Raw genomic sequence first — 22,970 nt, 5'->3', positions numbered from 1 at the left:
TTACGCGAATTCCTTCAGCAGCGCGCTGCCGGCGAGATAGAGGCCGAGCAGGATCATCGCGATCAGGAACCAGCGGCGAAACGCTTCCGCCGGCATCCGCGCCCGCACCGTTTGGCCGATATACATGCCGGCAAACGCGCAGGCCATGCCGACGGCGCCCGGCACCGCGTTGGCCGGCGTCAGCAATCCGCCGGCGGTGAGGTTGAAGGCGAGCGCCAGTGTCGCTGTCGTGAAAAACACGCCGAGCGCCTGCACCAGCTCGTCCTTCTCCATGCCGATCGCCTGCATGAACGGCATCGAGGGGATCACCTGCACGCCGGTCGAGGCCGAGATCACGCCGGTGACCAAGCCGACCACGCCGCCGACCCATTTCTCGTTCTTTGGCGCAACGTGAAACTGGAATTTGTTCAGCCCGATGATTGCGTAGATGACCAGGAGTGCGCCGAGCACGATCGTGCCGTAGCGCGCATGCGGACCGGTGAGCGCGCCGGCATTGAGCCAGCAGCCGATCACGGTGCCAATCATCAGTGGCCACAGCCGCCTCAGGATGTCGCGCAAATGGGGGCCGACGAAAGTCTGCCAAATGTTGGTGAGGATGGCGGGCACGATCACGATGGCGATCGCGCGGCTTGGCGCCATGCTCACCGCGAGCAGGCCCATGGACACCGTCGGCAGGCCGAGTCCGACCACGCCCTTGACGAATCCGGCAATCAGGAAAACGGCGGCGATGAGAACGAGGAGCGGGTCGATCATATCTGCACATTGACCGATGCCGCGCTTCGGCACAATCTGTAGCTTACGGAGAAAACCTTCGTCTGGAACGAAGGCTGAAGGGACCCGGGATGCGCTTCGACCTCGTCGACCTCCAGCTGTTCATCGCGGTCGCCGACCAGCGCAGCATCACCCGCGGCGCGGAGCGGTCGCATCTGGCCCTTGCCTCGGCCAGCGCGCGCATCAAGGGGCTGGAGGATGCACTCGGCGTCGCGCTGCTCAAGCGCGGGCGCCGCGGCGTCGAATTGACCGCGGCCGGCGAGAGCCTGCTCGATCACGCCCGTCTCGTCATCCACCAGATCGACGCCATGCGCGGCGATCTCGCCGGCTTTGCCAGCGGCGTGCGCGCGAGCGTGCATTTCCTCGCCAATACCTCCGGCCTCTCGGAGCATCTGCCGAAGGCGCTTGCCGGCTTCCTGCGCGAGCACCGCGACGTCGCCATCGACATCGAGGAGCGCGAGAGCACTGACATCGCGGCCGCGATCACTGCGGGCGCGGCCGATCTCGGCTTTGCCGCCGAGCACGCGCTGCCCGATCATATCGAGCGATTCGCCTTCAGCGAGGATCGCCTGACGCTGGTGACGTCCAGGCGCGGCCCGTTCGCGGGCCGCCGCGCGATCGATTTCCAGGAGGCGGGTGCTTGCGAGTTCGTCGGGCTGACCAGCGCCACCGCGCTTCAGGTGCATATTTCGAAGCACGCCGCCCGGCTCGGCATGCGGCCGCATTACCGCGCGCGCCTGCGCGACTTCGACGCGATCTGCCAGATGGTCGCCGCCGATGTGGGCGTCGCGCTGGTGCCCGAAGCCGCGGCCCGCCGCTGCGCAAAACTGATGCCGCTCGCCATGGTCCGCCTGCGCGATAGCTGGGCCAACCGCAAACTCGTGATCTGCGCGCGAAGCTTCAAGACGCTACCGCGCCCGGCCAAGATGCTGGTGGAGCATTTGCGGGCTGCGGCGGTGTGAGCTCCAAGATTTCCCCGCCCCTTCAGGAGGGGCAAGACACAGTTACTTCGCCGTCTCCACGCCAGCGTCCTTGATCACCTTCGCCCATTTCTTGGTCTCGTCTGCGATGAATGTGCGAAAATGCTCCGGCTCATCGCCGACCAGGGTGGCGCCCTGGGCGGCAAGCTTTTCCTTCACCGCGGGATCCGCCATCGCCTTCGTGGCCAGACCATGCAGCGCGGCGACGATCTCCTTCGGCGTGCCCTTCGGCGCGACCATGCCGTACCAGTTCTCGATGCGCAGATCGGCAAAGCCGGCTTCCGCGGTGGTCGGCACATCAGGCGCGGTCGGCGAACGCTCGGCGGAGCCAACTGCGATCGGTCGCAGGGCGCCCGCCTTGACCTGCGGCAGCAGCACGGGGAGGTCCAGGAACGTCATCTGCACCTGCTGGCCCAGCAGATCGTTCACGGCCGGCGCCGCGCCGCGATAGGGCACGTGCACGATGTCGATTTTGGCCGTCAGCTTGAACAATTCACCGGCGAGATGCGGCAGGCTGCCGGGGCCGGAGGAGGCGAAGTTGAGTTTTCCCGGCTGCGCCTTGGCGAGCGCGATCAATTCGCCGATGTCCTTTGCGGGCACATTGGTCGCCACCACCAACATTTCCGGCACGGTTGCGACCAGCGTCACCGGCGTGAGGTCATTGAGCGTATCGTAGGCGACCCGCTCCATGCTCGGGCTGATGGCGAGCGCGCCGGCCGAGGAGATCGCGATGGTATAGCCGTCAGGTGCGCTCTTGGCGACCGCGTCAGTACCAAGCACGCCGCCCTGGCCGCCGCGATTGTCGATCAGCACCGGCTGCCCTGACAGCTCCGACATGCGCTGGCCGATCACCCGCGCGATGATGTCGTTGGGGCCGCCGGCCGGGAACGGCACGATCAGCTTGATTGGCTTGGCCGGGAAATTCTGGGCGCAGGCCAGTGTCGGAAACAGAAGCAAGGCCGCGAGAAGGAGCGTGCGCCGGTTGGTCATGCAGGCTCCCTGAAGCATGATCCGGAAAAGTGTGCAGCGGTTTTCCGAGAGGATCATGCGCAAACAATAAATCGCCTATCCGTTGAGTAGTTTCAGTGCTTCTTCGTGAACCCTGGCGTCGCCGGCCGCGACGATGCGGCCGCCGCCCTGCGCCGGCTTGCCTTCCCAGGTGGTGACGACGCCGCCTGCGCCGGTCACGATCGGGATCAGGGCTGCGATGTCGTAAGGCTTCAGCTCGGTCTCGACCACGAGATCGACGTGACCCGCCGCCAGCATGCAATAGGAGTAGCAGTCGCCGCCATAGCGCGACAGCCGCGCGCCCTTCTCGATGCGGCCGAAGATGGCGCGGTCGCGCTCGTTCATCAGCAGCGGGCTGGTGGTGTAGGTCGTCGCCTCCGACAGCGAAGCACAGCGCCGGACCTGGAGCCGGCGCTCGCCGGAGGGGCCATTATAATGAGCCGAGCCGCTGTCGCCGGAAAAGCGTTCGCCGATGAAGGGCTGGTGCATCATGCCGTAGACCGGCGTGCCCTTGTGCAGGAGCGCGATCAGCGTGCCCCAGATCGGAAAGCCGCCGATGAAGGATTTGGTGCCGTCGATGGGGTCGAGCACCCAGACGTAATCCGAATCCTCGCGCTCGTTGCCGAATTCCTCGCCGACGATGCCGTGCTGGGGAAAGTTGGCCTTGATCAGACGCCGCATCACCGCCTCCGCGGCGCGGTCGGCCTCGGTTACGGGGTCGAAATCCTTGGTCTTGCTCTTGTCCTCGATCGACAGCGAGGTGCGGAAGAACGGCAGGATGGTTTCGCCGGAGGCGGTGGCGAGCCGTCCGATGAAGGCGGAGAAATCGATCACCGTCACGGCGTATCCTCAAAAAGCGAAAGTCGGGTGAAGCTCACTCCTGCCTAGCTCAAATCGGAAGGATCGTGCAGCGCTGTCTTGCCTTTGCACCCTGGTATTTTGGATGCGGGAAGCGTTCGCCTCGTCAAAGACACCCGCTGGGCAAATATCGATCATTGAATTGAAACCTTAGTTCCGGATCTGCCTCGTTGGTATGCAAATGATTATCAACCCATTGAATTTACTTATCAAAGGAACTGAATCCGGGTTTCTCTGGAAGCAACCGAGCTATGTCCTCATTGCATGGGAAACCGCTCGAAAGCCCTTGCACTTTGTGCGTCGCGGCCGCATATTGTTGCGGTGCGGTAGCGCTTCTCGCGTTACTGCTGCCCTCCTTGGGCGTTTCCTCCCTAGACTTGGGCCGCTTCTTCATTAGAAGCGGCCCTTTTTTCTTTCAGCCTCTCATTTCTTTCAGCGTGGGCTTTCATTTCAATGCGCGCCGCGAAACGCGTTCGCGCTGATCGCACCCAACACAATCATTCGCAGAAAACGTCGCGCTTATTCCGCCGCGGCCTGGAACGGGCCGAGATCGCCGAACGGGACCGTGGTCGCCAGCACGTCGGCGAGCACGCCGAAGTCCGACGCCACTTGCGCAAAGCGCGGACTGCGCTCGCGCCGCCGCTCGTCCATGTAGATCGCGCGGTTGAGCTCGAGCTGCACGGCGTGGAGGCCGCTGGCCGGGTTACCGTAATGCTCGGTGATGAAGCCGCCGGCATAGGGCTTGTTGCGGCCGATCGAATAGCCGAGCCCGGCCATGGTCTCCTCGACCCGGTCGGGCAATAGCGGCGTGCAGCTCGTCCCGTAGCGGTCGCCGATCACGATGTCGGGCCGCCGCGGCTCGTCGCGGGAGACGCCGACCGAGGGCATCGAATGGCAGTCGACCAGCACGACGGTGCCGAACATCTGGTGCACCTTGTTGATCAGCCGGCGCAGCGCGCGATGATAGGGCTTGTACAGCGTCTCGATCCGCCCCAGCGCGTCGTCGACCAGGATGCGCTCGCGATAGATCTCCTGGCCGTCGCCGACCACGCGCGGAATGGTGCCGAGCCCGCCGGCGACCCGCATCGAGCGGGTGTTGGCAAAGCTCGGCAGGCGCCCGGTGAACATCCGGGGATCGAGCTCATAGGGCTCACGATTGACGTCGACATAGGAGCGCGGAAAGTTGACCCGCACGGTCGGAAAGCCGCGCTCGCTGAGATGGCCGATCAGCTCGTCCATGAAGGAATCTTCGGAACGCCGCAGCGTCGGCAGGTCGATCCTGGAGGCGCTGAGGAATTCGTCCGGATAGGTCGAGCCGGAATGGGGCGAGTTGAAGATAATCGGCGCGCGCCATTGCGCGGGCTCAACGATCTCGAAGGCGGGCGACTTGTCGCCGTCAAACCGGGTCATCTTCTCAGGCTTCGTCCCTTGGTGTCAGGCTTCATCCCTTGGCAATCAGGCTTCGCCCCTTGGTATCAGGCTTCACCTCTCCGTATCAGGCTTCGCCCTTGGCGCCGCACGATCCAACAAGCCCAGCACCGGCCTTAACGCATTGATTCGGCCGATCAGGCGGCTCTTATGTGTCGTCATTGTCCGGAATCGCAACCATCCTGCCAAGCGAAAAGATGAGATCTGCGCTGGAACATGTCTTAACCCTGCGGGCAGCGAGGTGGGGACCGGCAGGTACGGCTCGATTGCTTCGTGCCGTATTCCGGTTCACAAGAGTCCGGCAGCGCGAGCTGCGGAGGGTAAAGATTTTCACCCCAAATTTACCCTCCGTCGGGCTTAGTGACCTCCGCTGATATCCTCTGGGGATTCGACATTTCCGCCATGCCAAAGATCCTGCTCGCCGAAGACGACAACGACATGCGCCGTTTCCTGGTCAAGGCGCTGGAAAACGCCGGTTTTCAGGTCTCGTCCCACGATAACGGCATGGCCGCCTATCAGCGGCTGCGGGAAGAGCCGTTCGAGATGCTGCTCACCGACATCGTGATGCCGGAGATGGACGGCATCGAGCTCGCCCGCCGGGCCTCGGAACTCGACCCCGACATCAAGATCATGTTCATCACCGGCTTCGCCGCGGTCGCCCTGAACTCGGATTCGGACGCCCCCAAGAACGCCAAGGTGCTGTCCAAGCCCGTGCATTTGCGCGAATTGGTCAGCGAAGTGAACAAGATGCTGGCGGCCTAAATCGGCCCCCTTCCGTCCTTGCACCGGCTCCCCTGAGCCGTTATAGGGACCCGACCCGATCTAGACGACATCTAGGGCGCGTAGCTCAGCGGGAGAGCACTACCTTGACATGGTAGGGGTCACAGGTTCGATCCCTGTCGCGCCCACCACGCTTCGCCTTCGGCTTCGCGTGGCACAGCCAAGACCTCTCGGGCGAAGCGTGTCCGGCGTAGCTCGAAGAGCGTAGACGGATTGGGGCGTTCTGCTCCGCTGCCTGGAACGTCCAGACGCGCTCCCGCATTGGTTCGCCATGCCGAAAGTGTTCAAGCGTGGCGACCATGTCAGCTGGAATTCCGAGGCCGGCCGGGTGCGCGGCCACATCCTCCGCGTGCACACCAAGGACGTCGAGTACAAGGGCTACGTCCACCATGCCAGCCCCGACGATCCGCAATACGAGATCAAAAGCGACAAGACCGATCACGTCGCCTTGCATAAGGGCCGGGCGTTGCACTTGCTCCGGAGCTGACGGGCGATGGCTCACCCATTCTTCACGATCGGCCACGGCACACGTCCAATCGGTGAATTCGTTGTCCTGTTGCAGAGCGTGTCCGTCACGCATCTCGTCGACGTCCGCACCGTGCCCCGCTCGCGCACCAATCCCCAATACAATCGCGAGGCCCTGTCGCAAGCACTCGGGGCCGTTTCGATCGACTATGAGCATATCGCCTCGCTCGGCGGCCTGCGCAGCCGCAAGCGGGAGATACCGCGCGAGACCAATGCTTTCTGGCAGAACGACAGCTTTCACAACTATGCCGACTATGCGGTGAGCGAGAGCTTTCGCGAGGGGCTCGCGCATCTGCGCGAACTCGGGCAGGCGCAGCGATGCGCCATCATGTGTGCCGAGACGGTATGGTGGCGCTGCCACCGGCGGATCATCACCGATTACCTGCTCGCCGGCGGCGAGAGCGTGTTTCACATTATGGGACCCGGGCAGGTCAAACTGGCCGAGATGAATCCGGCGGCGCACATGATGGCTGACGGCCGCTTGGTTTATCCCGCGGAAAGTTAGCAAATCGTCGCTATTCGCGGCTATGATTGCTGCACTCCGTGATCCTCTGGGGGAGTGGGTTATCGCTACCCGTCACCCATAGGATCTATGATCCTCTTGGTCCGCGACGTGAGTTTGCCATGAGCATTTCCGTGCTCGAACAGGTCAGAATCCAGGCGCAGGTGTTGGTGCCCTTGGTCAAGGCGCTCCAGGCCGAGCTCGGCGAGACGCATGCCAACGCGCTGGTGCGCAAGGCGCTCGGCGATCTCTATCGCGGTTTCGGCGAGGAATTCTGGAAAGCCAAGAACGAGAACAATCTCGGCAAGGCGGTGTCCTCCGCCTTCCAGACCTATGCCCGTGACGACGCGCTCGCTTACAATATTGTCGAGCAGACCGAGGACGTCTTCGCGCTTGATGTGAAGCGATGCGCCTATGCCGAGTTCTACAAGGCGCTGGGCGAGCCCAAGCTCGGCTTTCTCCTGGTCTGCACCGCCGACTTTGCGACCGCCGAAGGTTTCGGCCCCGACGTCGCGCTGACGCGAACGCAGACCATCATGCAAGGCGCTCCGCATTGCGACTTCCGCTACCGGCGCGATCCGGGCGGATCACGGTGAAGGAACTCCGACCCATGCGAACGGGCTGTCTTGCCCTAGCTGTATTGTCGCTGATTGCGTCGCGGGCCGACGCAGCCGCCATTGACTGGCAGGCCGAGTTCCAGCGCTGCCGCGCGCTACGTGAAACCATGGCGCCACTGCTGCAGGCCGGCCAAGGGATATCCGCAGTCGGCCGCTCCAATACGGCCGTGCGGCGTTGCATCTGGATCCAGCGCCGGGCGGTGCGCAAGCAAATCCCGGGCGCGGAGACGTGGTAGCGAGAGCGTTTGTCAGTTGGACTTCTTCTTCGGGGCGAGCAAGTCCTTTAGCCCGGCCGGATAGAGGCTCGGCCCGCCCTCGATGTCGAGGTCGGCGAGGTCGAACCAGCGGGCGATGATCTGCTCCCCGTTATCCTCGCGGAAATTGATTCGATCCTGGCCACTGAACGCGCCGCCGGGAAACGCGACCTCCGCGATGAACATCACCTCATGCCCGGTCGCTCCCTCGTGCAGGAAGATGTTCTCCATCATCGATGGCTCGCCCGTGATGGTGATGTCGATGCCGAGCTCTTCGTAAAATTCCCGCACGAGCGCCGTCCGCCAGCTCTCGCCAAACTCGATCTCGCCGCCGAGCGGGCGCACGCCTTTGATCCGGCCCGCGTCGTCGCGAACCTCGGCCGCGAGCAGCCGCCCGTCACGCCAGTGCAGGCCGATCGCGACGACCCGGATGTGCGGGTGAGGGCGCCATGCGGTCATAGGGGATCGTTATAGTGCGCGCTGCCGCTGCGCAATGTGCGGAAAGAGCCTCGCAGCCTTGATCCGGGACTCGGCGCCTGCCATGGTCCGATCTTCCGCTACGCTCCACCGGATGTGAGAAGAAGGCAGGGCATCGAGATGAGCAGCGTGAACAAGCCCGGCGGCAACTATCTGCCCGTGATCATCCATGGCGGAATTGCCTATGTCAGCGGTCAGCTGCCGCGTCGCGGCGAAGACCTGCTGTACGCGGGCAAGGTCGGCGCCGGTGTCGACATCGCTGCCGCACAGGAGGCGGCAGCCCTCTGCGCTGATCTCTGCATTGCGGCCATCAACCACGCAGCGGGCGGCGAGGACAGGATCGTCCAGGTCCTGCAGCTCGTTGGATACATCGCCTCGGCGCCTGGATTTACGCAGCAATCGCAAGTCATGAACGGCGCCTCCGACCGGCTGATCGAGCGCCTAGGTGATCGCGGTCGTCATACGCGTACATCTGTTGGTGTCGCCGAGTTGCCGCGGGGCGCACCGGTCGAGCTGAGTATGATTGCCGCTGTTCGGTCGTAGATGGCATGTTCGCTCGGTGATCGTCAGGTTCCGAAGTCCGCGATGTGATGCGCCGCGACGAACGCGGCCTATTCGACCAGATACTTCTTCACCGCGGCCTCGTCCCACGCAATGCCGTTGCCGGGTTCCCCGCTTGGCAGGGCAAAGCCGTCCTTGATCTGCAAACGGGTTGCCAGCACCGCGTCGGCCCAATCGACATATTCCAGCCAGTGCGCGGTGGGCGTTACGCAGAGCAGATGCGCGCTGACTTCCGAGAACAGATGCGTCGACATCTCGATGCCGGCGGCATGCGCCAGCGCGGCGGCGCGCAGCCAGCCGGTGACACCGCCGATGCGCTGCACGTCGGGCATCACGTAGTCGCAGGCTTCCGCCGACAGCGCGGATTGCATCGCGAACGCGCTGTCAAAGTTCTCGCCGATCTGGACCGGGGTGCGCAGCGCATCCGCGATGCGGGCGCAGCCGGCATAGTCATCGTGACGAATCGGCTCCTCGATCCAGGTGAGCCCCTCGTCGTCGAGCATCTCGCCGCGGCGAATGGCCTCGCTGACCGTCAGCGCCTGATTGTAGTCGCACATCAAGGTCACGTCGTCGCCGACGGCCTTGCGCACCGCGCGCACCACCTTCAGGTCTTCCCGCGCATCGGGACGGCCGACGCGGATCTTTGCGGCTTGAAAACCCTCGGCCAGCAGCTTGTGGGCTTCCTCCACCGCGGCACCCGCCGGCATGATGCCGAGACCTTTCGAATTGTAGGCCCGAACCGGTTTCGGCGCGCCGCCGAGCAGGCGCGCCAGCGGCAGGCTTCGAGCGCGGGCCAGCGCATCCCATGCCGCCATGTCGATGCCGGATTGCGCCAGCCGCTGCAGGCCGGCCAAACCCAAGAGCGTGAAGCGCTGGGTCAGCTTGCGCTCGATCTCGAACGGCAGCAGTTCATCGCCCGCGACGAGCTCTGACATCTCCGCGACCATCGCCGTCAATGGCTTCAAGGCCGATGGTGTGATCGAGAACAGATAGGCGTGCCCCCGCACGCCCAGGTCGGTCTCGCAGTCGATCAGCACCAGAGGCGCCTTTGCGACCGCTCCGGTCGAGGTTTTGAGCGGGAGGTTCATCGGCACGATCACGGGGCGCGCATTGAAGCGCTTGATACGGATGGTCTCGGTCATTTGATGGATCTCCCGGTGGAGTGAATGCAGATTAATGCCGATCTTAAACATTCGCCATGAAACGAAAAGCCGCTTGGCGCGACCACCATAAAATGGGGTTGCGCGGGAGCGTGTTTATTGGCTCTGTTCCGCATCCCCCGAGTTCGAGGCAAGAACGCTCATCACGGAGCCAAAGAGTGAAGCAAGAGATCTCCGAAGAACAGCGCAAGAGTGGCATCCTGACCGGTGCCGCGGTCGCCTTCCTCCTGCTCGCTTTGCCGCTCGCAGTGTGGCTGGACCTGACCGAACTCAGCAAGACCGCGCTGCGCCGGCAGGCGATCGACCTGAATTCGGTGATCACGAGCGTGCGCAGCTATTACGCGACCAACGTGGTCGGGCGCATCATCGCCAATCCAAACGGCACGACCAGGGTGGTTCACAACTACGAATCCGTCCCCGGCGGGGTCCCGATCCCGGCCACGCTGTCGCTGGAGCTCGGGCGGGTAATCGGAGCGCAGCAGGAAAACATCATCTACCGTTTCGTTTCGGACTTCCCGTTCCAGAATCGCGCCCCGCACCAGCTCGACAAGTTCGAGAAGGATGCGCTCGAATCGCTTCGCAACGATCCCGAGCAGAAGATCGTCGAGACCGAGACCTCGCTGTTCAACGACAAGGTCCGCTTGATCGCTCCGGTGACGATGGGCCCGGCCTGCGTCAGCTGCCACAACAGCCACCCCGAAAGTCCGAAGAAGGACTGGAAGGTGGGTGACGTCAGGGGCATCCAGGAGGTGATCATCGCCCAGCCGATCGCCGCCAACATCTTCTCGTTCAAATTCCTCTTGGCCTATTTCCTGATCGCGGCTGGCAGCGGCTTGTCGTTTCTCTCGCTGCAGCGCCGTCAGGCGAGCCGCATCAAGGGCATGAACAAGGAGCTCGAATCTGCCAACGATTTCCTCGCCTCACTCTCGATGAAGATCTCGCGTTACATTCCGCCGCAAGTCTACCGAAGCATCTTCTCTGGCCAGAAGGACGTCACCATCCACACCGAACGCAAGAAGCTCACCATCTTCTTCTCGGACATCCAGAACTTCACCGCGACGGCGGAGCGGCTCCAGCCGGAGTTGCTGACCCAGCTTCTCAACGAGTATTTCACCGAGATGTCGGGGGTCGCCCACGAATTTGGCGGCACCATCGACAAATTCATCGGCGATGCCATGCTGATCTTCTTCGGCGATCCCGAGACCAAGGGCGACCGCGCCGACGCCCAGGCCTGCCTCCGCATGGCCTGGCGCATGCAGCAACGTCTCACCGAGCTCAATGCGAAATGGCGCGCCTCCGGCATCGAGCTGCCGTTCAAGGCGCGCATGGGCATCAATTCCGGCTATTGCAATGTCGGCAATTTCGGCAGCAGCGATCGCATGGACTACACCATCATCGGTGCGGAGGCGAACCTCGCCGCGCGCCTGCAATCGATCGCCGAGCCCGGCGGCATCGTGCTGAGCTATGAAACCTTCGCGCTGGTCAGCGATATCGTCCGCGCCCACGCGCTGCCCGCGATCACGATGAAAGGCATCAGCCGCGAAGTGATTCCGTACTCCGTGGATGCGCTGAACGACGCTTCAGTGGAGACAAGCGGCATCATTACCGAGCGTGCCCCCGGGCTGGAGCTCTATCTCGACCCCGCGGTGGTGAAATCCGGCGACGCAGCGCGGGTGCGCTCGCTGCTGGAGAACGCGCTGGCCTCGCTGAAGCCGGTGTGAGGCAGGGCTGTCGCAGTCGCAGTTGAGGTTGTCGAACGTGCTCGGCGTGCATGGTTCAAGACGCCCGCTCTGGCGGGCTCCTCACCATGAGGGTCGGATTTCTCGCTGCGTAAACGCGACCTCATCCTGAGGGCCTGCCTGGGCGGGCGTCTCGAAGGATGGCCGCGGGCGAGCTCCCAGTCACGTTTTCTCCGTGCGCTACCGCTGCCAGCGTGAAGCAACTCACCGCGCCGCGCCTTCCGTGAAGGCGGTTTCGATCACGTCGCCGAAGGGTTGCCAGGAACGGCCGTCGAACTGGACCAACCGCATCTGCCTGATCGGCAGGTAGCTGGTCGGCGAGGTGTTCATCCTGATGTTGGGCAGGGCGACCGAGGGCTGATAATTCCTCAGCGAAGCCGCCTGACGCATGATGTTCTCGCGCGATAAATCGTCGCCGCATTGCTTCAGCACCTGCGTCAGCGCCTCGGCCGCGGCGTAGCCATAGAGCGCGGCGCTGTTGTTGGTGCTTTCGTCGTGATGGTATTTGTCCATGAAGGCGAACCAGTCCTTCATGGCGGGATCGTCTTTCCACGCGGGATCGCTCGGATCCTTGAGGAAAGCCGCCGAGATCACGCCGGAGGAATTCTCCAGGCCTGCGGGCGCCATCGCATTTGCGATCGAGGCCGAGGCGTCGTTGACGATGAAGACCGGGCGCCATTTCATTGCCGCCGCCAGCTTGATCACCTTGGACGCCGTCGACGGTACACCGAGAAAGACGAAAATATCGGCGCCGGCGCGCTTGAGGATCGAGACGTGTCCGTCGAGATGCTCATCGGCAATGTCGAAGGCGATGTCGACGAGGACGAGACGGTTCAGATCGCCAAGTCCTTCCTCCATGCCCTTGAGAAGCGCACGCCCGAACTGGTCGTTCTGCCAGAGCACCACGATCTTCTTCCTGGGATAATAGGCCTGAAGATAGTTGGCGTAGATGCGCCCCTCCGACCGGAACGACGGCTGCCAGCCCATGGTCCAGGGAAACGCCTTGGCCTGGCTCAGCTCCTCGTCGCCGGAGGCGACGAACAGTTGTGGGATCTTCTTTGCGTTCAGATACCAGCGCGTGGCGAGATTACCGGGCGTGCCGAACGATCCGAACATCAAATGCACGTCGTCCGTCTCGACCAGATTGCGCGTCAGCTCCAGCGCCGTCGCCGGATCGGAATTGTCGTCGCGCGTGATGAAGCGGATCTTGCGGCCGTTGATGCCGCCGCGCGCGTTGACCATGTCGAAATAGGCCGCTTCCGCCTGGCCAATAGCGCCGAACTCCGAGAGCGGTCCCGAATACGGCATGACATTGCCGATACGGATTTCGTTTTCGGCGGTGGATTGATCCGAGTGTTGTTGCTGCGACATCGCTCCGAGCGAGGCCAAGGCGATCATCGAGACGAACAGCATCCTGCCGGTGACGCGCATGCTCAACACCTTGTCGTTGGCCCCCAACGAGGTCGGCTCAGTCCGCAGCAAGGCGAGTTGATCTACGTCAAGCGTTTGTCAAAGCTGTGGCCGGATGGCGCGCTTCGATGCGGCGCGTCGCAGCCCGGGCGAAAGCGACAGGCGTGCTGACGGGCTGCAAGAGGTCGTCATGCCCGGGCTTGTCCCGGGCATCCACGTGCTTTGTGCCGCGAGGAAGGCGTGGATGGCCGGGACAAGCCCGGCCATGACATTGCAGGAGCTGCGTCCGCAACACCGCTACGGCAGCCCGCGCGCCTCGAGCTGATGCACCAGCAGCAGCGTCGGCTCGGCGAGGCTGTCGCCGGAGCCGTCGAGGCCGAAGGCGCTCGCGATGCCATCGCGGCTGCGCAGCAGCGCGCTACGCGGACAATGGCCGGCGCCGCAGAGCGTCTTCTTCAAGGTTTCGCCCTGCGCCGTGATGCCGGCGGAATCATCCGCAGCCCAGGCCAGCACGATCGGGACGTCGACATTGAGGATGCCAGGGAAGACCGAGCGCTTGTTGTACTGGCTGGCGTCGCTGCCGAGATAGGCCTTCTCGCTGTCGCTCGCGTCCTTGCCGGCGCGGTAGACCCCGGATACCAGCACGACCGCCGCGACATCGGCGCGGTCGGTCTGGAGTTCGGGATGGGCCAGCAGGGTGGCGACATGGAAGGCGCCGGCGCCGTAGCCGACCGCGACGATCTCGCGGGCATCGCCGTTGAACAGGTCGATATTGCCGTGGACCCACGACAGCGCCGCGGCCACGTCGGTCGCACCCGCCGGCCACGTCGCCGAGGGCGCCAGCCGGTAGTTGACGCGCACGCCGATCATGTCGTTGCGGGCGGCAAAGCACATGGCCTGGTCCTGGATCTGGCGCGACAGCTCCGGCGCGGCGCGGTCGCCAGTGAAGGTGTCGCCGGTCACGAACAGCAGCACCGGCCGCGGCGTATCCGCCTTGGTCGTGGCGGTGGCGACATCGAGCACATTGGCTTCGCTCTCGCCGTAGCGCAGGCCGCGCGAGAAGGTGACCTGCTCGCACAGCCGCGCGGTGCCGCCTGCGGTGGTGTCGCTGTCGGTGAGGCCGACCCGGACGAGATCGGACGGCGCGGCCGGCGGCATCGGAAGCGGACCGTGTGCGGAGGCTGCCGTCACGCCCAGAATCAGAAAAAATGCGAGAAAATTCTTCATGTCGGTGTTGGCCCTGCGTGCCCGATATGGGCTCGCGCGTTTGGCCCGTCTTTTCAATTCGCCTTATTAGTTAGTTGGTCATGAGGCGATTTCACGGCACCCATGGTTCTCTCGGCGCGTCCTCCACGCGTGGTTCAATTCCCCGGCTGGAACGTGCAATCCGCGCCGCTGCCGTCCTTCCGGCGGATGGCGTTGGGGTCGATCGTGCAACTCAGCTTGGTCAGGCTCTCGAAATTCGATCCTGCGGCGCCGTCGGGCGGAATGCCGGCCAGGGCTTCGGTGGCGAAGATCTCGCCGGCCGTGGAGCCGTTCACCGTCCTGGTCTTCTTGCCGAAGGTGACCTCGCAGTTCCGGATGGTGATGTCCACATTACCGGCGCGACAGACGATTCGATCGGCGGTCACCACGATCGGCTTCTTGTAGGGAATGTCGCTGTTGGCGGCGAACAGCATCGCCATCGCCTTCTTCTCGGCGCCGGACAGGACCGATGACAGCGGCGCGATCACCCCCGCGAGCGCCAGCGCCGTCGAGCCCGAGACTTTTGCGGGCGTCGCGTCGGATGCATCGGCGACGCCGGAGGCAGTTCCGACAACGAGGGCGCAGGCGAGGATCAATCGACCGGCTTTCATCTTGCCTCCCTGGGCCTGCCATCGCGGCTTCCCTTCCGGGCGGCGCGTGGAACCAGTTTAGCATGTAAACGCGAATTGGAAGGCAAGTTCGCCGGGCCTTGCGCCTTTGCGCGGTGCGGCTGTTTTGCCCCGAGGTGTCAAACGGTTACGCCGCGGGGCCGAGCCTCGCGCCGACACGGCCGTTCTACTGTGCATGGGGTTGTTTTCGCGTTTTTTTGTTTGGCCGGCCGGTCAGGCCATCGTCCGGAAGGTGATGGAATAGCGGCGCGCCTCGACCGGCGGGATGCTGTGCTCCCATTGCGACCGCGCCTCGCCGTCCATCATGTAAAGCGAGCGCGGCAAGGCTTCGAGCGTATGGCGCTCCCATTTGTCGCCGCTACGGCGGCGGAAGCGGAATTTGCAGGACGAGCCCAGCGACAGGCCGATGATTTTGTCGAAATGCGCCTTGTCGCGATGCCAGCCGATGCCGACGCCGGCGTCGTATTCCGTGCAGAGCACCTGCCGCACGCTGCCGCCGGCGAGACCCGCCCATGCCTCGACCTGCCGCGCGACAGGAAGCACCCAGTCCGGGATCGGCTCGGCCTCGGCCAGCCGCTGCTCTGTGTAGTCATAGCGATAGCCGAAGGACGCCACCCGGCGGTTGCCCTCGAAGGCGCCGAACTGGAAGCGCTGGAGCGGCAATGCTGCGATGCAGCCGATGAGCGCCTGCTCGACGGCGGCCTCGACGAAGTCATCGGTGTAGCAAAGGCCTGCAGGCCCCGCTTGCCGATCGGCGAACAAACCAAGCTGCGTCATTCCTCGCATTTCCGTGATGGAACCTAATGGTGGCTGATGCGACTTACATATGACGCGGAAAGTAACGTGCGAGGCTGTCATGGCAGAGAAGCATACCGCCGATCCGGCAGAAATCATGCGGGCGACCGGTCATCCTGAGCTGGAATACGCCGCCGGCTGGACCATCGCCGGTCTGGTCACCATCGGCACCATCGTCGCCGCCTGGGTGTTCGCGATCTAGCCCATTGGAAACTGGAGCTCGAACGCCGCGCCCTGATCGGTCGGCTTGAGGCTGATCGAGCCGCCATGGCTCGCCATCACCGCGCGCGCGATCGCGAGACCCATCCCGGTGCCGCCCTGGTCGCGGCGGGTGGTGAAGAACGCGTCGAAGATCCTGTCGCGGTTCGGCGCCGAAATCGCCTCGCCGTCATTGGTCACGGTCAGACGCAGGGTCGTACGCTCGTCGATCGCTTTCAGCCAGATTGTCCCAGCCTTGTGTCGCATCGCATTATCGGCGAGATGCGACAGCACGATCAGCGCCTTCTCGGCCGACATGCCGATCATCAGGTCGAGGCTGCCGCTGGCCTCGATCGAGCTCGCCGGAAATCGGCTCCTGAGGTCGGCAATCACCGGCGCCAATTCCGTGCGCTCGTTTTGCGGCAGGCTTTCGGCACGCGCGAGTTCGCGCAGCCGCTGCGCCATCGCTTCCAGCCGCTTTGTGTCGGACAGGATGTTGGCGATGAACGTCTCCTGCTCGGCCGGCGTCAGGCTGCCCGCTTTGCCCTGAACCGAATCCTGCAACAGCTCGGCGGCGCCCTTGATCGAGGTCAGCGGCGATTTCAATTCGTGGGTGAGGTGGGCCGAGAAGGTCGCGATATAGTCCGAGCGCCGCGCCAGCTGCTCGGCCATGCCGAGGAAGCTGTGCGAGAGCTGGGCGAATTCGCGGGTGCCGTAATGCCGGAGCGGCCTGAACGCCTCGCGGTCGCCGCGGCCTATTCTGGTGGCACGATCGATCAGTTCGCGCATCGGCAGCGTGATGGTGCGCGAGAATACGAGGCCGATCGCGATCGTGCCGAGAACCACGGCGAGCCCCGCCAGCACGAACTTGGCCCGCTCCTGATAGAGATGGTCGAAGATGTTGCTCGGCGTCCGCGTCGTGTAGATCACCCCCGCGACGCGGTTGTTGACGATGACAGGCATTGCCGAAAACACGTGGACGCCGAGGCCGCGGCTGAAGGAGTAGATCGACGGCGGCGGCTTGTCGGGCACGCGGTTGCGCAGGGTGGCGCGGTATTGCCCATGCAGCGCGTCCGCGACCTCCTCGATGTGGGCGAGCGACTGCCCGACCTCCTGCCGCCCGGCGATCACCACGCCTTGGGGATCGAGGATGCGAAAGCCTGCCAGCGTCACCTTTTGGGTCTCGCGGATGATCGGCGTCAGCTTTGCGCCGATCTCGACATAGACGGGCTGCGGCGGCTGTGGAGCGGCTTGCGCCTCGGGCCGCCGCCGCAGCAGGTCGTTGGCGGTGAGGTCAAGCGCGGGACGGATCGGGGTGACCTGGTCGCCTGGATCAGGCAGCACGTTCGTCGGCACTTCGGCACCGAGCGTGAGGCCCCTATCGAGCCTTGCTGTGACTTCCTGCGCGTAGATCGTCGCGAGCACGCGGCTCTGCGCGATCAGCTCGGCCTGGGTCTGGCGGATCAGCTGGTTGTCGTAGAGACGGAAGAAGAACAGGCCGACCAGCGGCAGCACGCCGACGGTCGCCAGCACCGTGAAGATCACCAGGGTGAGCGACGGCCGCCATTTGTCCGGCGCCGCGCTCATGCCTCTTTCTCGCAGCGGCCGAGCTTGAAGCCCACGCCGTGGATGGTCTCGATGGCATTGTCGCAGGCCAGCGCCGCGAGCTTGGCGCGGATGTTGCGGATGTGGCTGTCGATGGTGCGGTCGGAGACCTGGATGTTGAGCTGGTAGGCGGCCCGCATCAGCTGCTCGCGATTGAACACCGAGGTCGGCCGGGTCAGGAACGCGCGCAAGATGCCGAACTCGATCGCGGTCAGCTTCAGCGGCGTGCCGGCGAACGACGCGACATGCTGCTCGGGATCGATCAACAGGCCGCCTTGCGCGAGTGCCGACGGCCCCGCCTTGGCCTCGCCATTGCGCGGGCCGAGACGGCGCAGGACGACGTTGACCCGCGCCACCAGCTCGCGCGGGCTGAACGGCTTCGTCACGTAGTCGTCGCCGCCGATCTCGAGGCCGAGGATGCGGTCGATCTCCTCGTCGCGCGCCGACAGGAACAGGATCGGCACGTCGGAGCCTTTGCGCACCTCGCGGCAGACGTCGAGGCCGTCGAATTCGGGCATGCCGATGTCGAGCACGATCAGGTCAGGTCTGTCGGCGGCAAAGCGGCTCAGCGCCTCCTTGCCGTCGCGCGCCTCGATTACGTCCATGCCGGCTTTCTTTAGCGCAACGCGGATGACCTCGCGGATGTGGCCCTCGTCGTCCACGATGAGAATGCGATGCGCCAAGAACCTCTCCGCTCCCCGTCAGCCTGCCGGCCGAACTTTCTCCAGCGTGTACAGCCTGCGCTGGAGCCGCCAGTTCCGAAAGCCCCAGCTCCGCCAGGCCATATCCTGACGCTGGACTTCTACAAGCCGATCGCGCCGCGACACAAGGCAGTCGTCGCCCGGGCGATGAGCGATGACCTTGTCGAGGGCAGGCAGCGCCTGTGGTCCGAGTGTGAGGAGATAGTTGGCGTCGATGCTCAGGCCCTTACCCGACATTTCGTTGCTGTGGCTCAGATTATAGTCGGCGATGAACGCATCGAAGTTCATCAGCGAGCAGCCATACAGCGCGATCGTTAACGCGATCAGATTGGCGCCGACTAGCCATTGGTTGGACCTGTCGAGCACGATACGGGCCATGATCAGGATCAGCCCGAGCGCCACCAGCCCCATCCAGATGAAGGCGGCGATGCGCCAGTAGGTCAGCATGTAGATGTCGACGTAAAGGTCGAGGCGGAGGATGGAGGACGCGACCAGAAGCACATTCTGCCCGACCCAGAGATAGACCAGCGGCCGGATCACCTTTGATTTTTCGGCCGGTCCACCCGGACGCATCGCCACTAGCACGAATGCGGCGGCGAGCAGGGCGGTGGCGATCAGCGGGTAGGCGCCGCGATGGGCATAGGCCGCATAAGTCATGTTGGCCGGCAGCGCCACATGGCCCCAGAGATAGATGCCATCGAGAATGGACTGCGCCGCGAACAGCAGATTGAACAGGATCAGCGAGCGCAGGATGGTGGAGGGGCCCAGGAACTCAGCCGAGACTTGGGACGGCAGCGGCGGCGGCACGGAGCCATCGACGACCGTCGTGGTGGCAATCGTCCTGCGCCGCCAGCGCACATGGATGAACGGCCAGACCAGGGCCAGCATCATGGTCCAGAACAGCACGCGCGGGATGCTGATATACTCGAAGATGAGCTTTGGATTGAGCAGAGACACCCACTGCTCGATCACCGGATTGGCCGCCGCGAACAGCGCGACGAAGACGGTGCTCATCACAGCAGGCATCAGCCAGAGGGCGATGCCCCGGGTGAACCCCGACATGTTGAAGATCTGCAGCGCGTCGAGGAAGAATCTGAAGGGCCCGAGCAGGAAGAAATTGCGCAGCGCGCGCGCACGTTCAGTGAGCCCGGTCGTTTCCGGATTGGTCGCGATCAGAAGCGCAATGGCCAGCGCCATGGTGAGGATCAGGAAGGACAGCATGTTGAGCTCCTCGACCGCCGGTGCGAGGCCGGCGACGAGAATGGCCGCGCCGATCATGGCGCGCCGCAGATCCAGAGCCGCATGATTGAACAGCATCGACACGCAAGCCATCGCGATCACAAACAGCGTCAGCGACAGCCCGATCTTCGGACCATAGAATAGCCAGTCGGCGAGCGCAGCGAGAACCAGCGCGAGGCCGACCTTGGCCGGGATCGAGGAATGCCTGATCGGCTGGATTTCCGCTGCAATTGTCGAAGCCAGGCTCGTCATTTCAAGAAGACCTTTCGTGATGGGTGGCATCACGAAGTCTGAACGTCGTTTGTGCAGAAGGCGGGATCGTCGTCTGCACGGCTTCAGGAGTCTTTTGCAGATTATGTGCAGGCGCGGCTTTAGTCCTTACGCGGCGCAAATCGCTTTGATAGGTGCGATGCATACATCACCTTGGGCGTGACGCATCATGCAGCTCCTCAACCGCACCGGTCTCATCCTGCTCTGGCTGGCCGCCCCTCTCGTCGCATTTGCGGCCGCTAACAAGAACGATCCCTATCTGCTCGTGCTGCGCGGCGCCGGAAACATCGCGCTTGTCGTCACAAGCATCGTGATCGTCATCGTGCTGCTGCGCAGGGGACGTTGGTGCACAACCGCCGGCAAGCTGCTCGTCATGCTCTGGTGCGTTCCGCCGCTCCTGATGTCGGCGGCGCACCTGAAATTCGAACTGCGCAAGCACGATGTTCTTGCCGCCAGTGCGGCCGAGGCGGGTCAGCTCGGACCTCACTTCATGGTCGGCTATTCCTCCCTCCCGGAGGTCGCGCGCCTCGCCGAACAAGGCTTGATCGGCGGTGTCTACCTCACCCGGCACAACATCCGGGGCCGGACAGTCGAGGCGCTGCGTGCCGAGATCGCGGCGCTACAGGACAAGCGGCGCGCCGCCGGCCTGCCGCCGCTGGTCGTTGCGGCGGACCAGGAGGGCGGCATCGTCGGGCATCTTGCGCCGCCGCTGACGAAGCTGCCGGCGCTGGCGACGCTTGCCGGGCTTGCTCCCGATGACCAGCAGGCCAAAGCGGTAGAGTTCGGCCGCATCCACGGTCGTGACCTCGCCGGGCTCGGCGTCAACCTCAATCTCGCACCGGTGCTCGATCTCAAGCCGCCGGTCCGGCGCAATCGCCTCGACTTCCACACCCTGATCGGTCAGCGCGCGATTGCGACCGATCCCGCCGTGGTCAGCGCGATCGCGAGCGCCTATGTACGCGGGCTGGAACAATCCGGCGTCGGCGCCACGCTCAAGCATTTTCCCGGCATCGGGCGCGTGCGCACCGACACGCATCATTTCAGCGCCAATCTTGATACGCCGGTGAAGGAGTTGGAAGCAACCGACTGGCTTCCGTTCCGCGAGGTGCTGTCGCATTCGCGCAGCGCGCTCATGGTCGGCCACGTCACGCTCACGGCCGTCGATCCCGATCGCGCCGCCTCGCATTCGAAGCGTGTCGTCGAGGAGATTATTCGCGACAAATGGGGCTATCAGGGCGTCGTCATGACCGACGATCTCGTGATGGGCGCGATCTACCAGCACGACGTCTGCCAGGCCGTTGTCGAGGCCATCAACGCGGGCGTCGATCTGCTGCTGGTCGCCTATGACGGCGCGCAATTCTACCGGATTTTTGCTTGCGCCTTGGATGGATCGCGGCAGGGCAAGCTCAATACGGCGATGCTGCGCGCGAGCGAAGCGCGGCTCGCGCGGGGTTTCCCGTCCGAGCAGGCGCGAGCCGTCTCAAGCACCGTCAGCATCGCCCGCCAAAACTAGCCCTTCGCGAACTGGCGGTAGTCCGGCTCGCGATGAAACCAGAACTCGTAACCGGTGATGGCCTTCTGCATGGCGACATCGTGGATCGGCTGGTTGAGCGGGACGACGGGAACATCGCGCATGCAGAGCGCGATGAAATCCTTCACGGCCTTGTCGTACTCGGCGGCATCCGTGGTGAACCGCGCCTTGTCGATCAGCGCGTCCATTTCCTTGTTCTGGTAGGAGGAGATGTTGAAGATCGAGTTGTTGCCGTGGAAATTCCAGTAGAAGTAATATTCGGGATAATCGAGCCAGCCGCTGAAACGATTCAGCGCGAGCGGCAGTTCCTTCTTGTTCAGCGTGGTGCGCCAGTTCGCGCCGGGAATCTTTTCGATCGCCGCCTTGATTCCGATCTTGGCTAGGCTTTCCTGGATCAGGATGGCGGTCGGCTCGCCGACCGTGGCGGTGCCCGTGTCGAGTGACAACGTCGTCTCCAGCCCTGACTCGAAGCCTGCCTCCTTCATCAGGGCCTTGGCCTTGTCGAGATCGGTGGCGTAGGGAAACGCCTGCGGCCAGACCGGCTTTGAGACGTCCGCTGCTCCGCCATACATGGGCACGGCGCGTCCGAAGAACGCGCTGTTCTGGATCTGCTCATAGGGCATCGCCCAGGCGACGGCCTGGCGCAGCTTCACATTGTCGAACGGCGGCTTTGCCGTGTTCAGCGCGACGGACCAGAGCGCGTTCGGGATCGGCACGCCCGAGACCTTGACCTTGCCTTCCTTGATGATCTGCTCGAAGTCGCGCGGCGCAAAGCCGCTGGAGATATCCGCATCACCCCGCTCCAGCATGGCGCGGCGGGTGCCGGCGGAGGGGACGTCGCGCGCGATCACGCGCTTGAGCTTCGGGAGAGGTCCGCTCTTCCAATCGTCGAAGCGCGCCAGCACCGTCTCGCTGCCCGGCTTCCAGCTTTCGATCCTGTAAGCGCCGCCGCCGGCCTCGTTGTTCCTGAGCCACGCCAGTGCCCACGGGTCTTCCGACGTCGCGTTCTTTTTCGCGAGCTCCGAGTTGATGATGAAGGGCACGACCACCGCGACGTTGAACAGCAGCATCTTGTCCTTGCGCACATAGTCGATGCGGAAGGTGTGGTCGTCGACCACGATGAACTGCTCGGACTTTTCCAGCGATCCCGCCGACATCTGGAAGGTCGGAAAGCCGCCGACCTTCACCGCGCGGTCGAACGACCATTTGACGTCTTTCGCCGTGACCGGCGTACCGTCGTGGAATTTGGCGTCCTTCCGTAGCTTGAAAGTGCAGGACATGCCGTCGGCTGCAACCTCCCAGCTCTCGGCGAGTTCAGGCGCGAGCTTTTCGCGGTCATAAGACAGGGTGCCGTCGGGGAGCGTCTTCGAGGCGTAGCTCAGCAGGCGATCGTAGCAATTCCAGGACAGCCCGTTCACGGTCTGGTTGGAGCCGACGCCCTGCATGTCGAGCGAGTTCGGCCCGAGCTCCTGCACCACCAGCAGCGTCTCGCTGCGCCCCTGCGCCGAGGCAAAGCGCGGAGCGAGGGCGGTCATTCCGGCAAGGCCGAGACCGCCGAGCACGCCGCGGCGGTTTAGGTTGAAAGATGATGCGCTCATGGGTGCCTCACTCCAGAGAGATTTGCACCATAAAGAGGCAAGGCGCATGCCATCGGCCGCGCTTCACGGCGTCGCATGCTGCGCGGATC

Annotated in this window: 24 protein-coding genes and 1 tRNA gene; 11 read left to right on the top strand and 14 right to left on the bottom strand. The window is 63.9% G+C overall.

The window, feature by feature from the left end:
- Positions 1–753, bottom strand: a complete 753-nt coding sequence (locus tag IVA75_RS29885) for a sulfite exporter TauE/SafE family protein (protein WP_247284705.1) — start codon at positions 751–753, stop codon at positions 1–3.
- A gap of 89 nt (positions 754–842) precedes the next feature.
- Between IVA75_RS29885 and IVA75_RS29880 the strand changes: the two genes are divergently transcribed.
- A complete protein-coding gene (locus IVA75_RS29880; RefSeq protein WP_027565523.1) occupies positions 843–1,733 on the top strand; it encodes a LysR substrate-binding domain-containing protein in 891 nt (296 codons plus the stop codon).
- Between the two features lie 42 nt (positions 1,734–1,775).
- Here IVA75_RS29880 and IVA75_RS29875 read toward each other — a convergent pair whose 3' ends face one another.
- The 3 genes from IVA75_RS29875 to IVA75_RS29865 all read right to left on the bottom strand — a co-directional run bounded on the left by IVA75_RS29875 (position 1,776) and on the right by IVA75_RS29865 (position 5,027).
- A complete protein-coding gene (locus tag IVA75_RS29875; RefSeq protein WP_027565522.1) occupies positions 1,776–2,741 on the bottom strand; it encodes a tripartite tricarboxylate transporter substrate binding protein in 966 nt (321 codons plus the stop codon).
- Between the two features lie 75 nt (positions 2,742–2,816).
- Positions 2,817–3,599: a histidinol-phosphatase gene (gene hisN, locus IVA75_RS29870; protein ID WP_247284704.1), complete on the bottom strand. Its 783-nt coding sequence runs from the start codon at positions 3,597–3,599 to the stop codon at positions 2,817–2,819.
- 537 nt (positions 3,600–4,136) lie between these two features.
- Positions 4,137–5,027, bottom strand: coding sequence for an N-formylglutamate amidohydrolase (locus IVA75_RS29865; protein ID WP_027565520.1), 891 nt, complete (start codon positions 5,025–5,027; stop codon positions 4,137–4,139).
- Between the two features lie 420 nt (positions 5,028–5,447).
- Between IVA75_RS29865 and IVA75_RS29860 the strand changes: the two genes are divergently transcribed.
- The 6 genes from IVA75_RS29860 (at position 5,448) to IVA75_RS29835 (ending at position 7,705) form a co-directional block, all read left to right on the top strand.
- The gene (locus tag IVA75_RS29860) at positions 5,448–5,807 is read left to right on the top strand and encodes a response regulator (RefSeq protein ID WP_007597092.1); all 360 of its coding nucleotides are present in this window, start codon (positions 5,448–5,450) and stop codon (positions 5,805–5,807) included.
- A 74-nt stretch (positions 5,808–5,881) separates the two neighbouring features.
- Positions 5,882–5,956, top strand: a tRNA-Val gene (locus tag IVA75_RS29855).
- 140 nt (positions 5,957–6,096) lie between these two features.
- A complete protein-coding gene (locus IVA75_RS29850; RefSeq protein ID WP_027565519.1) occupies positions 6,097–6,312 on the top strand; it encodes a DUF2945 domain-containing protein in 216 nt (71 codons plus the stop codon).
- A gap of 6 nt (positions 6,313–6,318) precedes the next feature.
- The gene (locus tag IVA75_RS29845; RefSeq protein ID WP_247284703.1) at positions 6,319–6,855 is read left to right on the top strand and encodes a DUF488 domain-containing protein; all 537 of its coding nucleotides are present in this window, start codon (positions 6,319–6,321) and stop codon (positions 6,853–6,855) included.
- A gap of 119 nt (positions 6,856–6,974) precedes the next feature.
- Positions 6,975–7,448 (top strand): L-2-amino-thiazoline-4-carboxylic acid hydrolase, encoded by a 474-nt coding sequence (locus IVA75_RS29840; protein ID WP_027565517.1) that lies wholly within the window; start codon positions 6,975–6,977, stop codon positions 7,446–7,448.
- Between the two features lie 14 nt (positions 7,449–7,462).
- Positions 7,463–7,705: a hypothetical protein gene (locus tag IVA75_RS29835; RefSeq protein WP_247284702.1), complete on the top strand. Its 243-nt coding sequence runs from the start codon at positions 7,463–7,465 to the stop codon at positions 7,703–7,705.
- A gap of 12 nt (positions 7,706–7,717) precedes the next feature.
- Here IVA75_RS29835 and IVA75_RS29830 read toward each other — a convergent pair whose 3' ends face one another.
- Entirely contained in the window at positions 7,718–8,182 is a 465-nt protein-coding gene (locus tag IVA75_RS29830) for an NUDIX hydrolase (protein WP_247284701.1), read from the bottom strand.
- A 138-nt stretch (positions 8,183–8,320) separates the two neighbouring features.
- Here IVA75_RS29830 and IVA75_RS29825 point away from each other — a divergent pair, with 138 nt between their 5' ends.
- Entirely contained in the window at positions 8,321–8,743 is a 423-nt protein-coding gene (locus IVA75_RS29825; RefSeq protein WP_247284700.1) for a RidA family protein, read from the top strand.
- Positions 8,744–8,811: 68 nt separating this feature from the next.
- Here the strand turns inward: IVA75_RS29825 and IVA75_RS29820 are convergent, their stop codons facing one another.
- Positions 8,812–9,903, bottom strand: coding sequence for an enolase C-terminal domain-like protein (locus IVA75_RS29820; RefSeq protein WP_247284699.1), 1,092 nt, complete (start codon positions 9,901–9,903; stop codon positions 8,812–8,814).
- A 176-nt stretch (positions 9,904–10,079) separates the two neighbouring features.
- Between IVA75_RS29820 and IVA75_RS29815 the strand changes: the two genes are divergently transcribed.
- Positions 10,080–11,642, top strand: coding sequence for an adenylate/guanylate cyclase domain-containing protein (locus IVA75_RS29815; protein WP_247284698.1), 1,563 nt, complete (start codon positions 10,080–10,082; stop codon positions 11,640–11,642).
- Positions 11,643–11,864: 222 nt separating this feature from the next.
- On the opposite strand, the gene IVA75_RS29810 is transcribed toward IVA75_RS29815, so the two are convergent.
- From IVA75_RS29810 to IVA75_RS29795, 4 genes are all read right to left on the bottom strand, one after another.
- Positions 11,865–13,091 carry an ABC transporter substrate-binding protein gene (locus IVA75_RS29810; RefSeq protein ID WP_247284738.1) on the bottom strand — a complete coding sequence of 409 codons (1,227 nt, stop codon included), beginning with the start codon at positions 13,089–13,091 and terminating at the stop codon, positions 11,865–11,867.
- A 276-nt stretch (positions 13,092–13,367) separates the two neighbouring features.
- Positions 13,368–14,297, bottom strand: a complete 930-nt coding sequence (locus tag IVA75_RS29805) for a carboxylesterase family protein (protein WP_247284697.1) — start codon at positions 14,295–14,297, stop codon at positions 13,368–13,370.
- A gap of 134 nt (positions 14,298–14,431) precedes the next feature.
- Positions 14,432–14,926, bottom strand: coding sequence for a hypothetical protein (locus tag IVA75_RS29800; protein WP_247284696.1), 495 nt, complete (start codon positions 14,924–14,926; stop codon positions 14,432–14,434).
- A 231-nt stretch (positions 14,927–15,157) separates the two neighbouring features.
- A complete protein-coding gene (locus tag IVA75_RS29795; RefSeq protein ID WP_247284695.1) occupies positions 15,158–15,721 on the bottom strand; it encodes an alpha-ketoglutarate-dependent dioxygenase AlkB in 564 nt (187 codons plus the stop codon).
- A 79-nt stretch (positions 15,722–15,800) separates the two neighbouring features.
- Between IVA75_RS29795 and IVA75_RS29790 the strand changes: the two genes are divergently transcribed.
- Positions 15,801–15,941: a hypothetical protein gene (locus tag IVA75_RS29790; protein ID WP_007597071.1), complete on the top strand. Its 141-nt coding sequence runs from the start codon at positions 15,801–15,803 to the stop codon at positions 15,939–15,941.
- On the opposite strand, the gene IVA75_RS29785 is transcribed toward IVA75_RS29790, so the two are convergent.
- Genes IVA75_RS29785 through IVA75_RS29775 form a run of 3 tightly spaced genes read right to left on the bottom strand, consistent with a single transcriptional unit; the run spans position 15,938 to position 19,734 of the window.
- Positions 15,938–17,524 carry an ATP-binding protein gene (locus IVA75_RS29785; RefSeq protein WP_247284694.1) on the bottom strand — a complete coding sequence of 529 codons (1,587 nt, stop codon included), beginning with the start codon at positions 17,522–17,524 and terminating at the stop codon, positions 15,938–15,940. The genes IVA75_RS29790 and IVA75_RS29785 overlap by 4 nt on opposite strands.
- Positions 17,521–18,225: a response regulator transcription factor gene (locus IVA75_RS29780; protein ID WP_247284693.1), complete on the bottom strand. Its 705-nt coding sequence runs from the start codon at positions 18,223–18,225 to the stop codon at positions 17,521–17,523. Before IVA75_RS29780 ends, IVA75_RS29785 begins: the two co-directional genes overlap by 4 nt.
- Positions 18,226–18,243: 18 nt before the next feature.
- Positions 18,244–19,734, bottom strand: a complete 1,491-nt coding sequence (locus IVA75_RS29775; RefSeq protein WP_247284692.1) for a DUF4173 domain-containing protein — start codon at positions 19,732–19,734, stop codon at positions 18,244–18,246.
- Positions 19,735–19,921: 187 nt separating this feature from the next.
- Between IVA75_RS29775 and IVA75_RS29770 the strand changes: the two genes are divergently transcribed.
- Entirely contained in the window at positions 19,922–21,265 is a 1,344-nt protein-coding gene (locus IVA75_RS29770; protein WP_247284691.1) for a glycoside hydrolase family 3 N-terminal domain-containing protein, read from the top strand.
- Here IVA75_RS29770 and IVA75_RS29765 read toward each other — a convergent pair.
- Positions 21,262–22,881, bottom strand: a complete 1,620-nt coding sequence (locus tag IVA75_RS29765) for an ABC transporter substrate-binding protein (RefSeq protein ID WP_247284690.1) — start codon at positions 22,879–22,881, stop codon at positions 21,262–21,264. The two genes, IVA75_RS29770 and IVA75_RS29765, sit on opposite strands and share 4 nt — an antisense overlap.
- Positions 22,882–22,970: the final 89 nt, after the last annotated feature.

The organism is Bradyrhizobium sp. 134, assembly GCF_023074155.1.
In the GTDB taxonomy this organism is placed as follows: domain Bacteria; phylum Pseudomonadota; class Alphaproteobacteria; order Rhizobiales; family Xanthobacteraceae; genus Bradyrhizobium.
Note: the sequence above shows the minus strand (reverse complement) of the source record. Positions and strands in the feature narration are given on the sequence as shown.

Bases quoted from the DNA above. Each gene is read 5' to 3' on its own strand.
- IVA75_RS29885 (WP_247284705.1), bottom strand. From the start codon at position 753: ATGATCGACCCGCTCCTCGTTCTCATCGCCGCCGTTTTCCTGATTGCC.
- IVA75_RS29880 (WP_027565523.1), top strand. From the start codon at position 843: ATGCGCTTCGACCTCGTCGACCTCCAGCTGTTCATCGCGGTCGCCGAC.
- IVA75_RS29875 (WP_027565522.1), bottom strand. From the start codon at position 2,741: ATGACCAACCGGCGCACGCTCCTTCTCGCGGCCTTGCTTCTGTTTCCG.
- IVA75_RS29865 (WP_027565520.1), bottom strand. From the start codon at position 5,027: ATGACCCGGTTTGACGGCGACAAGTCGCCCGCCTTCGAGATCGTTGAG.
- IVA75_RS29860 (WP_007597092.1), top strand. From the start codon at position 5,448: ATGCCAAAGATCCTGCTCGCCGAAGACGACAACGACATGCGCCGTTTC.
- IVA75_RS29850 (WP_027565519.1), top strand. From the start codon at position 6,097: ATGCCGAAAGTGTTCAAGCGTGGCGACCATGTCAGCTGGAATTCCGAG.
- IVA75_RS29845 (WP_247284703.1), top strand. From the start codon at position 6,319: ATGGCTCACCCATTCTTCACGATCGGCCACGGCACACGTCCAATCGGT.
- IVA75_RS29840 (WP_027565517.1), top strand. From the start codon at position 6,975: ATGAGCATTTCCGTGCTCGAACAGGTCAGAATCCAGGCGCAGGTGTTG.
- IVA75_RS29835 (WP_247284702.1), top strand. From the start codon at position 7,463: ATGCGAACGGGCTGTCTTGCCCTAGCTGTATTGTCGCTGATTGCGTCG.
- IVA75_RS29830 (WP_247284701.1), bottom strand. From the start codon at position 8,182: ATGACCGCATGGCGCCCTCACCCGCACATCCGGGTCGTCGCGATCGGC.
- IVA75_RS29825 (WP_247284700.1), top strand. From the start codon at position 8,321: ATGAGCAGCGTGAACAAGCCCGGCGGCAACTATCTGCCCGTGATCATC.
- IVA75_RS29820 (WP_247284699.1), bottom strand. From the start codon at position 9,903: ATGACCGAGACCATCCGTATCAAGCGCTTCAATGCGCGCCCCGTGATC.
- IVA75_RS29810 (WP_247284738.1), bottom strand. From the start codon at position 13,091: ATGCGCGTCACCGGCAGGATGCTGTTCGTCTCGATGATCGCCTTGGCC.
- IVA75_RS29805 (WP_247284697.1), bottom strand. From the start codon at position 14,297: ATGAAGAATTTTCTCGCATTTTTTCTGATTCTGGGCGTGACGGCAGCC.
- IVA75_RS29800 (WP_247284696.1), bottom strand. From the start codon at position 14,926: ATGAAAGCCGGTCGATTGATCCTCGCCTGCGCCCTCGTTGTCGGAACT.
- IVA75_RS29795 (WP_247284695.1), bottom strand. From the start codon at position 15,721: ATGACGCAGCTTGGTTTGTTCGCCGATCGGCAAGCGGGGCCTGCAGGC.
- IVA75_RS29790 (WP_007597071.1), top strand. From the start codon at position 15,801: ATGGCAGAGAAGCATACCGCCGATCCGGCAGAAATCATGCGGGCGACC.
- IVA75_RS29785 (WP_247284694.1), bottom strand. From the start codon at position 17,524: ATGAGCGCGGCGCCGGACAAATGGCGGCCGTCGCTCACCCTGGTGATC.
- IVA75_RS29775 (WP_247284692.1), bottom strand. From the start codon at position 19,734: ATGACGAGCCTGGCTTCGACAATTGCAGCGGAAATCCAGCCGATCAGG.
- IVA75_RS29770 (WP_247284691.1), top strand. From the start codon at position 19,922: ATGCAGCTCCTCAACCGCACCGGTCTCATCCTGCTCTGGCTGGCCGCC.
- IVA75_RS29765 (WP_247284690.1), bottom strand. From the start codon at position 22,881: ATGAGCGCATCATCTTTCAACCTAAACCGCCGCGGCGTGCTCGGCGGT.